This is a genomic window from Kitasatospora sp. NPDC059747 (assembly GCF_042732955.1).
Classification (GTDB): domain Bacteria; phylum Actinomycetota; class Actinomycetes; order Streptomycetales; family Streptomycetaceae; genus Kitasatospora.
In genome coordinates this window covers 34716-48111 of sequence record NZ_JBHWGV010000049.1, presented here as the reverse complement: position 1 = coordinate 48111, position 13396 = coordinate 34716, and the positions used below count along the sequence as shown (strand labels likewise).

General features: G+C 72.3%; 13 protein-coding genes and 1 pseudogene. 6 read left to right on the top strand and 8 right to left on the bottom strand.

Features of this window, described 5'->3' with window-relative positions; translation table 11 throughout:
* From ACFV4G_RS22055 to ACFV4G_RS22040, 4 genes are all read left to right on the top strand, one after another.
* On the top strand, positions 1-695 hold a 695-nt coding region (locus ACFV4G_RS22055), incomplete at its 5' end, for an extracellular solute-binding protein (protein ID WP_380442914.1).
* Between the two features lie 3 nt (positions 696-698).
* Positions 699-1607, top strand: coding sequence for an ABC transporter permease (locus ACFV4G_RS22050; protein ID WP_380442912.1), 909 nt, complete (start codon positions 699-701; stop codon positions 1605-1607).
* 13 nt (positions 1608-1620) lie between these two features.
* Positions 1621-2433 carry an ABC transporter permease gene (locus ACFV4G_RS22045; protein WP_380442910.1) on the top strand — a complete coding sequence of 271 codons (813 nt, stop codon included), beginning with the start codon at positions 1621-1623 and terminating at the stop codon, positions 2431-2433.
* 20 nt (positions 2434-2453) lie between these two features.
* Positions 2454-3317: an LLM class flavin-dependent oxidoreductase gene (locus ACFV4G_RS22040; RefSeq protein WP_380442949.1), complete on the top strand. Its 864-nt coding sequence runs from the start codon at positions 2454-2456 to the stop codon at positions 3315-3317.
* Between the two features lie 51 nt (positions 3318-3368).
* On the opposite strand, the gene ACFV4G_RS22035 is transcribed toward ACFV4G_RS22040, so the two are convergent.
* The 3 genes and pseudogenes from ACFV4G_RS22035 to ACFV4G_RS22025 all read right to left on the bottom strand — a co-directional run bounded on the left by ACFV4G_RS22035 (position 3369) and on the right by ACFV4G_RS22025 (position 5303).
* On the bottom strand, positions 3369-3947 hold the full coding sequence (locus ACFV4G_RS22035) for a hypothetical protein (protein WP_380442908.1): 579 nt from the start codon (positions 3945-3947) through the stop codon (positions 3369-3371).
* Between the two features lie 86 nt (positions 3948-4033).
* Positions 4034-4351, bottom strand: a pseudogene (locus ACFV4G_RS22030) (LLM class flavin-dependent oxidoreductase); the annotation flags it as partial.
* 229 nt (positions 4352-4580) lie between these two features.
* Positions 4581-5303, bottom strand: coding sequence for a leucine-rich repeat domain-containing protein (locus tag ACFV4G_RS22025; RefSeq protein ID WP_380442906.1), 723 nt, complete (start codon positions 5301-5303; stop codon positions 4581-4583).
* Between the two features lie 73 nt (positions 5304-5376).
* Here ACFV4G_RS22025 and ACFV4G_RS22020 point away from each other — a divergent pair, with 73 nt between their 5' ends.
* Together ACFV4G_RS22020 and ACFV4G_RS22015 are read left to right on the top strand one after the other, a co-directional pair.
* On the top strand, positions 5377-6675 hold the full coding sequence (locus ACFV4G_RS22020) for a cation:proton antiporter (protein ID WP_380442904.1): 1299 nt from the start codon (positions 5377-5379) through the stop codon (positions 6673-6675).
* A gap of 55 nt (positions 6676-6730) precedes the next feature.
* Positions 6731-7714: an aldo/keto reductase gene (locus tag ACFV4G_RS22015; protein WP_380442901.1), complete on the top strand. Its 984-nt coding sequence runs from the start codon at positions 6731-6733 to the stop codon at positions 7712-7714.
* A gap of 419 nt (positions 7715-8133) precedes the next feature.
* On the opposite strand, the gene ACFV4G_RS22010 is transcribed toward ACFV4G_RS22015, so the two are convergent.
* The 5 genes from ACFV4G_RS22010 to ACFV4G_RS21990 all read right to left on the bottom strand — a co-directional run bounded on the left by ACFV4G_RS22010 (position 8134) and on the right by ACFV4G_RS21990 (position 13271).
* Positions 8134-8877 carry an alanyl-tRNA editing protein gene (locus tag ACFV4G_RS22010; RefSeq protein WP_380442898.1) on the bottom strand — a complete coding sequence of 248 codons (744 nt, stop codon included), beginning with the start codon at positions 8875-8877 and terminating at the stop codon, positions 8134-8136.
* A 186-nt stretch (positions 8878-9063) separates the two neighbouring features.
* The gene (locus ACFV4G_RS22005) at positions 9064-9363 is read right to left on the bottom strand and encodes an AzlD domain-containing protein (protein WP_380442896.1); all 300 of its coding nucleotides are present in this window, start codon (positions 9361-9363) and stop codon (positions 9064-9066) included.
* Positions 9363-10082 carry an AzlC family ABC transporter permease gene (locus ACFV4G_RS22000; RefSeq protein ID WP_380442894.1) on the bottom strand — a complete coding sequence of 240 codons (720 nt, stop codon included), beginning with the start codon at positions 10080-10082 and terminating at the stop codon, positions 9363-9365. The genes ACFV4G_RS22005 and ACFV4G_RS22000 overlap by 1 nt, the downstream gene beginning before the upstream one ends.
* Positions 10079-12343 (bottom strand): pyridoxal-phosphate dependent enzyme, encoded by a 2265-nt coding sequence (locus ACFV4G_RS21995; RefSeq protein WP_380442892.1) that lies wholly within the window; start codon positions 12341-12343, stop codon positions 10079-10081. Before ACFV4G_RS21995 ends, ACFV4G_RS22000 begins: the two co-directional genes overlap by 4 nt.
* The gene (locus tag ACFV4G_RS21990; protein ID WP_380442890.1) at positions 12333-13271 is read right to left on the bottom strand and encodes a kinase; all 939 of its coding nucleotides are present in this window, start codon (positions 13269-13271) and stop codon (positions 12333-12335) included. Before ACFV4G_RS21990 ends, ACFV4G_RS21995 begins: the two co-directional genes overlap by 11 nt.
* Positions 13272-13396 lie beyond the last annotated feature (125 nt).

The window sequence follows — 13396 nt, the reverse complement described above, 5'->3', positions numbered from 1 at the left end:
CCCCAGCCCCCCCGCGCGCCCGGCCCGCGCGCGGCGGGGGCGGCGGGCGCGCGCGGGCGGCGGGGCCCCCCGCCCACCCCCCCCCGCCCCCCCACTCCGCGATCTACATCGCCGACGCCGCGCTCTACCTGATGAAGACCAGGCCCGAACTCGGCATCAAGAACCCCTACGCCCTCGACCAGGCCCAACTCAAGGCGGCCGTCGACCTGTTGAAGGCCCAGCACAAGTCCGTCGGCGAGTACTGGAGCGACTACCAGAAGGCGGAGAACTCCTTCAAGACCGGCGACACCGTCGTCGGCACCACCTGGCAGGTGATCGCCAACCTGGCGCAGGCCGACAAGGCGCCGGTCCAGGCGGTGCTGCCGAAGGAGGGCGCGACCGGCTGGTCGGACACCTGGATGGTGTCGGCGAAGGCCGCGCACCCGAACTGCGCCTACCAGTGGATGAACTGGATCGTCTCGCCGAAGGCCAACGCCCAGGTCGCCGAGTGGTTCGGCGAGGCCCCGGCCAACGCCAAGGCCTGCGACCAGACCGCGGACAAGAACTTCTGCACGACCTTCCACGCCACCGACGAGCCGTACTGGAAGAACGTCTACTACTGGACCACCCCGGTCAAGAACTGCCTGGACGGCCGCAGCACCCCCTGCACCGACTACGCCGCCTGGACCGCCGCCTGGACCGAGATCAAGGGCTGACCGGTGACGACCGACGTGGCCGCCCCGCCCCTGGCCCGACCCGGGCGGCGCGGCGGCCTGCGCCGGGCGGCGTCCGTCCTGCACCGGCACGCCGGCCTACGGCTCGCGCTGCTGCTGGCGGCGCCGATGGCCTGGCTGGTGCTCGCCTACCTGGGCTCGCTCGCCGTCCTGCTCCTCTCCGCCTTCTGGACGGTCGACGACTTCACCTCCGACGTCGTCCGGACCTGGAACACCGCCAACTTCACCACCGTCCTCACCGAGCCGGTCTACCGGGCGATCGCCCTGCGCACGCTCGGCATCGCCGCCGCCGTCACGGTGATCGACGCCGTGGTGGCGTTCCCGATGGCCTTCTACATGGCCCGGATCGCCCGCCCGCGCACCCGCAAGCTCCTCGTGGTCGCCGTCCTGACCCCGCTGTGGGCCAGCTACCTCGTCAAGGCGTACGCCTGGCGGGTCATCCTCGGCCAGGGCGGCGTGCTGGACTGGCTCGGCGCGCCGCTCGGGCTGTCCAGCCCCGGGTACGGCACGGCGGCGGTCGTCGTCGTCCTCGCGTACCTGTGGCTGCCGTACATGATCCTGCCGGTCTACGCGGGGCTGGAGAACCTGCCGGCCAACCTCCTCGACGCCTCCGCCGACCTCGGCGCCTCCGCCGGGCGGACGTTCCGCTCGGTGGTGCTGCCGCAGGTCCTGCCCTCGGTGTTCGCCGGCTCCGTCTTCACCTTCTCGCTGAGCCTCGGCGACTACATCGCCGTGCGGATCGTCGGCGGGAAGACGCAGATGCTCGGCACCGCGATCGCCGACAACGTGACCCTCGACCTGCCGCTCGCCGCCGCGCTGTCCTGCGTGCCCGTGGTGATGATCGTCGGCTACCTGCTCGCCGTGCGCCGCACCGGCGCCCTGGACTCGCTGTAGGGGGCGAACACCAGTGAACCTCTCCCGCCGCGCCCGGATCGCGCTGCGCACGGCCATGACCGCCGGCCTCGCCGTCGTCTACCTGCCGCTGCTCCTGGTCCTGGTCAACTCGCTCAACAAGGACCGCTCCTTCGCCTGGCCGCCGACCGGACTCACCACCGAGTGGTGGGTCCGGGCCTGGCAGTCCGACGGCGCCCGCACCGCGCTCGTCACCTCCGTGCAGGCGGGCGCCGGGGCGACGCTGGTCGCGCTCGTCCTCGGCACCATGACCGCCTTCGCCGTCCAGCGCCACCGCTTCTTCGGCCGGCAGACGGTGTCGTTCCTCGTGATCCTGCCGATCGCCCTGCCCGGCATCGTCACCGGCATCGCCCTCAACGCCGCCTTCCGCACGGTCCTCGGCCCGGCGGGCATCGGCTTCGGGCTGCTCACCGTCGTCATCGGCCACGCGACCTTCTGCATCGTCGTCGTGTTCAACAACGTCGTCGCCAGGCTGCGCCGCATGTCGCCCTCGGCCGAGGAGGCCTCCGCCGACCTCGGCGCGCACACCTTCCAGACCTTCCGCTACGTGACCTTCCCCGCCGTGCGGTCCGCCCTGCTGGCGGGGGCGCTCCTGGCGTTCGCGCTCTCCTTCGACGAGATCGTGGTGACCACCTTCACGGCCGGCCCCGGCGTCCAGACGCTCCCCGTGTGGATCTACGCCAACCTGGCCCGGCCCAACCAGGCGCCCGTCGTCAACGTCGTCGCCGCGGTCCTGGTCCTGCTCTCGGTCGTCCCGGTGTACCTCGCCCAACGCCTTTCCGCCGACACCCCTGGAGGCCGGTCGTGATCCCGTCGGAACGCACGGGGATGCGCTTCTCCGTCAACATCCCCAACTTCGGCGACTTCGCCGATCCCCGCAACGTCGCGACCGTGGCCGTGGCCGCCGAGGACACGGGCTGGGACGGGCTGTTCGTCTGGGACCACGTCCTGCACCGGCACCATCAGGGACGGCCGTTCGGCGACCCCTGGATGCTGCTGACCGCGGCCGCGCTGGCGACCACCCGGATCCGGCTCGGCACCCTGCTGACACCGGTCCCGCGCTACCGCCCGCAGCAACTCGCCCGCCAGGTGGCCACCCTGGACCACCTCAGCGGCGGGCGGGTCGTCTTCGCCGCGGGCCTGGGCGGCCCGGTGGACGACGAGTACCGCAGCTTCGGCGACACCGCCGACCCGCGCGTCCTGGCCGAGCGGCTCGACGAAGGCCTGGACCTGCTGCGGCGCTTCTGGTCCGGCACCCCGGTGGACCACCGGGGCACGCATTACGAGGCCCGCGACGTGACGTTGCTGCCCGCCACAGTGCAGCAGCCGGGCCCGCCGGTCTGGATCGGCGGCTTCTGGCCGCGCCGCCCACCCATGCGCCGCGCGGCCCGCTTCGACGGCGCGGTCCCGCTCTACGAACGCGCCCGGCACGGCCACGTGCCGGACGCGGCCGAGGTGCGGGACCTGATCGGCTACGTCCGCGAGCAGCGCACGGCCGAGCCCGACCGCCCGTTCGAGTTCGTGCTCGGCGGAGCCACACCCCCGGACGCGGCCAGGGCCAGGGACCTGATCGGCCCCCTCCACGACGCCGGCGCCACCTGGTGGGACGAACGCCGGCTCCAGACCGGCCCCGACCTCGACCGCCTCACCCCGGTCCTGCGCCGCATCGAGGCCGGCCCGCCGGTGCTCTGACGACCCGCCCGCCGCCGGCTCGGGCCGCGCATGAGACCGTCCCCTGCATCGTCAACCGTGCCTGCAGTAGCCGGACGGGTTGGCGGCCGGCGGAAAGCACTGGTACGGCAAGTCCGCGGCGTGATGGCTCAGGAAGCGGCCGATGCACCGGTCCTGGCCGATGCGGCCGTGTGTTGCGCAGAAGGCGAGAGCCGCGGAACCGTCGCTGAAGGGACCCGGGTCGTAGACGACCCAGTACCCGGGGCGCAGTGAGGCGAAGTCGTCGCTCCGCAGGACCTGGGCCGTCGGTACGTCGGCCCGGACCTGTGCCAGCCGCTGGTCCCGAGTGGCGATGCCCGTGGAGACCGGTTCGGAGTAGAGCTGTGCGATCCAGCTGTCCGCACCGTCCTCTCCTGCTCCGGCATCTGGTGTGGCGGGTGCCGGAGCAGTTGCCGGAGCAGGAGAAGGCGGGGGCCGGCTCGACGCCGGTTCCGGGGTCGGCGTGGGGGTCGGAACCGAAACTCCGATGGGTGATCCGGGGGATCGCGAGGCCGAGGAAGGGTGCGAGAACGCGCCGCTGATGAAGGCCACTGCGATCGCCCCCATGGCTGCGATGATCGCCGCGGCAATCTGAACGGTGTGCTGCTTCAACCATGGGTCGGAAGAAGGAGAAGCCACGTCACGCCCCTGCGCCAGTCATCGGATCAGCTATCTGATGAACGGTCAGTCATCAGCGCTCAAAAGGTACATGACCGAGGGCGGCGATGCCCTGGGGCCGGGATTTTCGCAGCTCGACTCGCGGCGGTGCCGGAGCGGCCGGCCGGACGGGGCAGGCCGTAGTGGTCGCGCAGGGTGGTGCCGGTGTACTCGGTGCGGAAGAGGCCGCGCTCGCGCAGGATCGGGACCACCCGCCGGGCGAACACCTCCAGGCCCGACGGCAGGACGGCGGGCATGATGTTGAATCCGTCCGCCGCGCCGTGGCGGAACCACTCCTCGATCGTGTCGGCGACCTGTTCGGCGGTCCCGGCGAACGTGCGGTGGCCGCGTCCGGCTTGTCGGCGGCGGACGGCGGGGCGGGGTCGGCGACGAGTGCGAGCGTCATGGCGGTCCTCGGTCCGGTCGAGGTTCCGCAACGGCCTGTGGGGTGACTACCGGGGACGGCGACAGCTCGCGAAGGTCATGCCCCGATGGTGGCGAGCCCGTTCCAGCAGGTCAATGGACACCCGTAACAGCCCGATGGCAGTCCTGCGAACAGCCGCGCGGGTCGTCGCTCCGCGGTGGGGGTCAGGCGTAGTCGGCCGTGGGTTGGTCGATCCCGGGGCCGCCCGGGTGGGGGGTTCGGACGTAGCCGTCCGGAGGTGTGGGAAGAGCCTGGACGCAGGCTTCGGAGCAGGCGTCGACCAGGAGCGGGAGCACGTCGGTGGCGACCCGCAGGGAGATCCATGCACGGTGGATCCCGATGCCGTCCAACGGCCGTGCGCACACGCTGCACGTGCTGCCCGCCCCCTCGCCGCCGGACCGGAGCGGGGGGAACGGTGGGCGGAACTTCTCGTTCCCGTACAAGGCGCGCGTGCTCACGGTGCTCCGCTTCAGGTTCGGGCACCTGGTCAGCTCGTACGGGAACCAGTGCAGTCGGTACGACGTGTACGGGGTGAACTCCTCCAGGCCGGTCATGGCGCCGATCTCCGGGGGGATGCGGACCAGGTTGCTGCCGTAGAGGTCGAAATGCCTGACCGCGGTGAGCTTCGCGATCGTGGGCGGCAGGGTGATGATCTGCCGCCGTTGCTCCGGACTCATGTCGGCCAGCGGCCGGAAGACCTCGCGTCCGTCGGCGGCCGCTTCCTCGATCAGCGTCAGCAGGTGCTGCCAGGTCGGCGACGACGTGTCCTGCCGGTCGTCGTGGAAGCGCACGCGGCGCCGATTGGTCGCCCGGGACTGTTCGAAGCACGTGCAGGTGTGACGGGGGAATGCGCTGCCGGACGTCCTCGAATCTGCCTCGTTCGCCATGGCGTACACGATACGGATGGGCACGGGCGGTGGTCGGGCTGTGTCGACACCTTGGTGGGGTACCCTCTCGACGATGATCTTTGTACTAATCGTGATCACCAGCGTGGTGGCGGCATGGTCGCTGGTCGCCGGGCGGTTGGAGCAGTGGCACGTGCGGGCCCCGCTGGTGCTGGTGCTGGCGGGGGTCCTCACCGGGGTGTTCACGCACAGTCACCTCGCGGCGACGATGGACTCCGAGGTTGCCCAGCACGTGGCCGAGGTGATCCTGGCCGTCCTGCTGTTCGTCGATGCCACCGAGCTGCCGGGTGGGCGGTTGTTCGGCAACGACCCCGTGTCGGCGGTGCGGGCGCTGCTGGTGGCGATGCCGCTGAGCCTCGGTCTGATGGTGCTGCTCGGGTGGCTGTTGCTGCCCGCCATGCCGTGGGCGGTGCTGCTGCTTATCGCGTGCATCATCGTCCCGACCGACTTCGCCCCGGCCGAGACCCTCGTGCGCGATCCGCGGATCCCGGCGCGGGTGCGCGGCGTGCTGAACGTGGAGAGCGGCTACAACGACGGCATCGTGTCGCCGCTGTTCCTGTTCGCGCTGATCCTGGCCGGGACGCACTCCGAAGCGCGCACGCCCGCGGAGGCGCTGGGCACGACCGTGCCGGCGGCGGTGAAGGCCGTCCTGGCGGGCTTCCTGCTGGGGGCGCTGATCGCGTGGCTGATGAACCGGGCCGACGGCGCGCGCTGGATGACGGCGCAGTCGCGGCGGATCATGGTGCTCGTCTCGCCGCTGATCGCGTACACGGTGACGGTGTCGGTGGACGGGAACGGCTTCGTGGCCGCGTTCGTGTGCGGCATCGCCTTCCGGTTCATCCGGCAGGCGCCGGTCCGCCGGCACGGCGCCTCGGCTCCCGACGCCTCGGACTTCCAGCTGATCGAGGACACCAACTCGATCATGACGATGGGCATGTGGTTCTTCTTCGGCAACGCCGTGGTGCTGACGGTGAGCGAGGGCGTCGACTGGTCGATCGTCGTGGTCGCCGTCGCCGCGCTCACCGTGGTGCGGATCGTGCCGGTCCTGCTCGCGTTCCTCGGCTCGAAGTTCAGCTGGCGCGAACGGCTCATGGTCGGCGCACTCGGTCCGCGCGGCACGACGTCCATCGTGTTCGGCCTGCTCGCGTTCAACGGCCTCCCGGAGGGGCCGCTCGCCGTCACCGCCCTGGACACCATGACGCTCACGGTGCTCGGCAGCATCCTGATCCACGGCGCCGGGTCAGTGGCCATCGCACGGCTCCTGAACGGCCGGTCCGCCGAGCCGGTCGCGACCGCCGCGGCCCCGGGACACGAGGGGGCGGGACACGAGGGGGCGGGGGCGCCGAGGGAGTGACGGCCGGCCGGGGCGGCGCGGGGTGCCGTGCGGTGCGGCGTGAGAGGCTCGCGTCATGGAACAGCGCGTACTCGGCCGCACCGGCCGTCCCGTCTCGATCGTCGGACTCGGTACCTGGCAGCTCGGCGCGGACTGGGGGGACGTCCGCGAGGAGGACGCCCTCGCCGTGCTGGACGCCTCGGTGGAGGCCGGTGTCACCCTCTTCGACACCGCCGACGTCTACGGCGACGGCCGTAGCGAGCAGTTGATCGGCCGCTACCTCAAGGGCCGCCCGGACGCCGGGGTGTTCGTCGCCACGAAGTTCGGTCGCCGGGTCGAGCAGCGGCCCGAGCACTACCACCTCGCCAACTTCCGTGCCTGGGCGGACCGTTCACGGGCCAACCTGGGCGTGGAGCGGCTCGACCTGGTGCAGCTGCACTGCCCGCCGACGCCCGTGTACTCCGCGGACGAGGTGTTCGACGCCCTGGACACCCTGGTGGCGGAGGATCGGATCGCCGCGTACGGGGTCAGCGTGGAGACCTGCGCGGAGGCGCTGACGGCGATCGCACGCCCGGGTGTCGCGAGCGTGCAGATCATCCTGAACGCCTTCCGGCTCAAGCCGCTGGAGCGGGTGCTGCCGGCCGCCGAGGCCGCCGGGGTGGGGATCCTGGCCCGGGTGCCGCTGGCCTCCGGGCTGCTCTCCGGCCGCTACACCCGGCAGACCGTGTTCGCCGCCGACGACCACCGCACCTACAACCGGCACGGCGAGGCCTTCGACCAGGGCGAGACCTTCTCCGGGGTGGACTTCGCGACCGGCGTCGAGGCGGCGGCCGAATTCGCCGCACTCGCGCCCGAGGGTGCCACGGCGGCGCAGACGGCGCTCCGCTGGATCACCCAGCAGCCGGGGGTGACGACGGTGATCCCGGGCGCCCGCAACGTGACGCAGGCGCGGGCCAACGCGGCCGCCGCCGACCTGGCGCCACTGCCGGAGGCCACCCTGGACACCGTACGGGAGCTGTACGACCGCCGGATCCGGCCCCAGGTGCACGACCGCTGGTGACGCCGGCCCGCCCTGGGGCTGCAGTGCCTCAGCCCAGCAGAGTCCTGGCAGGCACCGCGCCGCAGGTTGTCGCCGCAGGTCAGGGGCACCGAAGGCGTCGCGAAGGGCGCCTCCTGGCGGGCCCGGCGGCACTCGATCCGGCGGCACAGTAGCGTTACGTTGATATGGCATGTACGCTGCGTGTCGCTGGTTGAACACCATGCGGGCCTGGTCGCCACTCCGTGGGGGGAGTCACGTCCAGGCCCGGTCGCCGGCCAGGCCTCGGTTGGGCTCGTGGGGGAGCTTCAGCCGAGGCCGTCGGTGGCTGTCATCGTTATGCCCGCCCTGACGGTGTTTCAGTCATGACAAGGCGCGAAGGTTTCGGCGAAGGGGAACTTTCTTGCGAGTGCCGTCGGCGCGGGCGCCCGAACCGCCCGGTCTCAGGGCTCCAGGCGGATGCGGACGCGCCGGTTCTGGCGGCCCTTGTTCTCCACCTTGGTGACGGTGATGCGGCCGATCTGGCCGGTGGAGGCGACGTGGGTGCCGCCGTCGGCCTGGGCGTCGAGGCCGACGATGTCGACCACGCGGACCTCGGGCACGTCCGGGGGCGCCTTGAACTGGGTGCGCACGAGGTCCGGGATGGCCTCGGCCTCCGCCTTGGGCAGGGTGCGGACCACGATCTTGCGGTCGGCCGAGATTTCCGCGTTGACGGCGTCCTCCAGGGCCTGCTTGAAGCCCGGCGGGACCTCGGGCAGGTTGAAGTCCATCCGGGCCTCGCCCGGCTCCATGTTGTTGCCCGTCACCAGGGCGCCGAAGTCCCGGAAGACGGTGCCGCACAGGACGTGCAGCCCGGAGTGGGTGCGCATCAGGGAACTGCGCCGCTGGTCGTCGAGGGCGCCGGTGACGGTGGTGCCCGCGGGCGGGACGGGGTCGCCCGGGGCCGGCAGCAGGTAGAGGTCGTCGCCCTTGCGGGTGCCGATGATCGAGGTCTGCACGCCCTGCCAGATCAGCACGCCGTGGTCCGGCGGCTGGCCGCCGCCGCCGGGGTAGAAGGCCGAGCGGTCCAGGACGATCCCGGCCTCGGGATCGGCCGGATCCGACCACAGGACCGTGCAGTCCCATTCCCTCAGCGTGACGTCTTCCCAGTCCAGCCGGTGCGTGCGGCCGTGGTGGTCGATTCCCATGGGCAGTTGGAGCCGCGGTCGCCCGACCGGGCCCGCCGGCTCCTTCTCCTTTCCGGTGACACTGCGGTAGTTCTGCGGTACGCGTGGCGATCCCCGCGCGCGGACCTGCCCGAACTCGCCCGTACGGCCGCGCCTCGCCAGTCGCTCCGAGCATACGCGGTCCGTCGTCGAACACGTGACGCTACGTCAACTCACCAGCCGGAGCAGCGCGGCGGTCGCGGCGCCGAGCGCCACCACGAGGAGGAAGGGCGCCCGCAGGAGCGCGGCCACCACCGCGACGCCGAAGCCGGCCGCGCGGGCGTCCAGGACGAGGTCGTGGCCGCGGCTGAAGGTCTGCACGGCGACCAGCGCCGCCAGCAGGGCGACGGGCAGCAGCGCCGAGATCTCCTGGACCCGCCGTCGCTTGAGCACCGACTCCGGCACGCACAGGCCGGCCAGCTTCAGCAGGTAGACGCCGAGGCTGCCGAGCAGGATCGCGGTCCACATCAGCGGCTCTCCTTGCGCAGCGCGAGGCCGGCGACGCCGGCGACCAGGCCGGCGAGCAGCACCGGCACCCCGACGGGCAGGAGCGGCACCCCGGCCAGCGCGACGGCGGCGGCCGCCACGGCCACCGCCCAGAACCGCCGTTCGCGCAGCCGGGGCATCAGCAGGGCGACGAACGCCGCGGGCGACGCGACGTCCAGGCCGAGCGCCTCCGGATCGGGCAGGACCTTCGCGCCGAGGGCGCCGGCGAGCGTGGCGATGTTCCAGCAGACGAAGACGGCCGCGCCGGTGGCGTAGAAGGCCAGCCGCGCCTCGCGCCGGGTGCCGCGTCCCATGGACATCGCCGAGCTCTCGTCGAGCACCAGCTGCGAGGTGGCCACCCGCCGCAGGCCGCCGACCTGGAGGAGGGCGGAGAGGTTCAGCCCGTAGAGGCTGTTGCGCACGCCCAGCAGGGTCGCGGTCGCCGCGCCGGTGAGGGCCGCGCCGCCGGCGCCGAGGACGCCGATCACGGCGAACTGGGAGGCGCCGGAGAACATCAGGAGGGACAGCACGCAGCTCTGCAGCACCGAGAAGCCGGCGACGACGGCCAGGGCGCCGAAGGACAGGCCCAGGGCGCCGACCGCGAGCCCGACGCCCACCGCGTCCCGCAGCACGGCGGCTCTCTGCCGCGGCCAGCTGTCGGCGGTGGGTACCGGGCTCGCGGTGGATTGCGCTTTGGTCATGGATTCCGCTCTCGCAGCACGATCGTCAGTTCGTCGTGCGCCTTGGCGCACAACTCGGCGGCCGCGTCGGGGGTTTCGCCCTCGGCGATGACGTAGCCGAGCCGATGGTATGCGTTCTTCGCGGGCTCCACCCGCTGTTCCGGGCGAGCCGTGACGGTGACATGGCGGACGCCTTCGAGGGCCCGCGCCGCCTCGGTCCCGGAGACGTGCGAGAAGGTGCCCTCGCGCTCGGCGAGCAGGAAGCGGATGGCGGCGGCCCGGGCCGGGACGCGGTCCAGCCGGGGCGGGCGGCCGAGGGCGGCGCGGACCTGCTCCTCGAGCAGGTTGATCCCGGTGGAGAGCCGGACGAGCTCGGGGATCATCCCGCCCGCGAGGCGGCCGTTGACCTCGATGACGGCCGCGCCCTCCGGGGTGAGCCGGACCTCGGTGTGGGCGGCGCCGCTGGTCAGCCCGACCGCCCGGACGGCCCGCCGGGCGGCCCCGGCCAGGTCGTCGGCGACGTGCGGCGGCACGGCGGCCGGGAAGACGTGGCCGTGCTCGACGAAGTGCGGCGGGCCCGCCAGGTGCTTCTGCGTGATCCCGACGCAGTGCACCTCGCCCGCCCGGCTGAACGTCTCGACGCTGAACTCCGGCCCGTCCAGGTACTCCTCGACGAGCACCGTGCCGGCGGTGGCCTGCCCGCGGACGTTGACCGTCTCGGCGAGGATCACCCGGCTCTGCGCGACCGCCTGTTCGGCCGTCGAACAGAGCAGCACGTTGTTGGAGCCGCTGTCGTCCGCGGGCTTGACCACGCAGGGCAGGCCGATCCGGGCCACCGCCTCCGGTACGTCCGTCGGGTCGGCCAGGACGGCGAACCGCGGCTGCCGGACGCCGGCCTGCGCCAGGCGGGCCCGGGTGACCGCCTTGTCGCGGCACGCGGTCATGCTCTCCACGGAGTTCCCCGGCAGGCCCAGGAGCGTGGTGAGTCCGGCCACCGCGGGGAGGTAGAAGTCGCTCGTGGTGGCGACCCCGGCGATCTCCTCCCGGCGCCAGGCGGCGCGGACGGTCTCGCGCAGTGCGGCGGCGGAGTTGGTGTCGCAGGTGACCACCTCGCAGCCGGTGCCGGCCACGTCCGGGTAGCGCTCGGGGGAGTTGGTGAGCAGGACCGGGGTGAGACCGAGGTCCCGGGTGAGCCGGAGGGCGAGCATGCCGGTGCCGGTGGTGTTCGACTCGACGAAGAGCAGGCGCTGGCGGTCCGTGGAGCGTTCGATCTCCTCGGTGCGGGACCAGTGCTCGGCGACCTGGCCCGGGGTGATCGTGACGGGTGCGGTGGCGGGCACTTGTCGGTCCACCTGGTGTTCGGTCCAGTAGTCGTCGTCGTAGATGGTGCGGGTGTAGCGGTCACCGCGGTCGGGGAGGATGCCGACGATCCTCGTCCCCGGGGCCGCGCGGGCCGCCAGGTGGCGCAGCAACTGGTAGACGGACCCGGAGGTGTTGCCCGCGAAGATCTGCTGGTCGCGGGCGAGTTCGCGGGTCGCGGTGAAGGCTTCGAGGTCGTTGAGCCAGTGGACTTCGTCGATCAGCCGCCGGTCGAGGTTGCCCGGCAGGAGGCTGTTGCCGAGGCCGCTCTGCTTGCGTCCGGGCCGGTCGGGCTGGCCGAACAGGACGCTGCCGACGGAGTCCACCCCGACGACCCGCAGCTCGGGCAGGGTGGTCCGCAACTGCCGCGCCGTGCCGCAGAGCGAGCCGCCGCTGCCGACCGAGCCGACCAGCACGTCGAACCCGCCGAGGTCGTCGAGCAGTTCGGCGGCGAGGGCGCGGTAGCCGGCCGGGTTGTCGGGGTTGCCGTACTGGTCCGGCCAGAACGCACCGGGCAGTTCGGCGCGCAACCGGGCCAGGAGCTCCAGGCGGGCGCCCTGCCAGCCCGTCCCGGTCATGGCCTCGACGATGTGGACCTCGCACCCGAGGGAGCGCAGTTTGGCGAGGGTGATGTCGTCGATGCGCGGGTCGGTGACGATGTGGACGGGGTGGCCGAGCGCGCGGCCGACGAGGGCCACGCCGAGGGCCATCGTCCCCGAGGAGCTCTCGACGATCGCGGCGCCGTCGGGCAGGGCGCCGGTCCGTTTGGCGGTCAGGATGATGGTGCGGGCGACCCGGTCCTTCATCCCGTAGAGGTTCTGGCACTCCAGCTTGGCGAAGACCTCCACGCCGGCGGGCGAGTCGAGGCGCAGCCGGACGAGTGGGGTGTGGCCTATCGCGTCGACAACACTGTCAAAGAGCACAGTCTCCTCCGATGGAGCCGGCGTGGTGGACAGAGGGGTGCGGGGTGTCGTAATCGGCCTTGCCGAGCGTGCGGTGGACCTCGACCGTGCCCGGGAGGCGGGCGCAGCGGGCGAGGACCTGTTCGAGCCGTGGCGGGTCGGCGCCGTGTTCGCCGAGGAGGATGCCGAGGACGGTGCCGCTGTGGGCGACGACCAGGCCGAGGCCGTCGTGGTCGCGGCAGATCCGGTGCAGTTCCTCGAAGTCCGGGCGGGGGAGCCGGCGGGTGTGCAGTTCGGCGCTGCGGGTGGCGACCTCGCCGATCGTGGCGAGGTCGGCGGAGCTCACGGCGGTGCTCAGGGTGTCGAGCAGGTCGCGGTACTCGCGGCGTTCGCGCAGGGTCGGCGCGGTGACCGTCCGGTTGAAGCCGACGGTGTCGACCGTGCCGCCGGGGTCGTGGGCCACGACGGTGAGCGGGGGCAGGAAGCCGAGCCGCTCGCGCAGGCGCACCTCGCGGTGGTAGTAGCTGACGACGCCCGCGTACATGACGCCGTCGGACGGCTCGATCCCGCGCAGGAAGTACTCGATCTCCGGTTCGGCGAGGGTGATCCTCAGGGTGTCGGCCACGGCGCGGGCGGTGGCGACGAGGTCGGCCGAGGAGCTGGCCAGTCCCTTGCCCTCGGGTATCGCGGAGTCGAGCTCCAGGGTGCCGCCGCCGATGTACCCGTGGGCGCGCAGGATCCGGGTGGCGAGGTGCCGGGACTTGTGCTTCCAGGTGGGCCTGACCGTGATCTCGTCGGTGGTCGTGGTGGCCCGGAAGACCGCGGTCGACCAGGCGTCGATGGGCAGGGTCACCAGGAAGCGGCGCTGGCGTTCCAGCAGCATCCCCTGCAGCAGTTCCCCGAAGGTGCCGTTGGCGACCCCGATGCCCGCTTCCTTCCGTATGAACATGATGGTTTCCTCGTTGACCGTCATTGAGCGTCATCGGCCGTCATTGAGCGTCGGTGGCCGTCGGTGGATGTCCGTGATCGTCCGTCGCCGTGCGGCGCCGGGCGTTGCCGTGTCCCGCCGGCGGC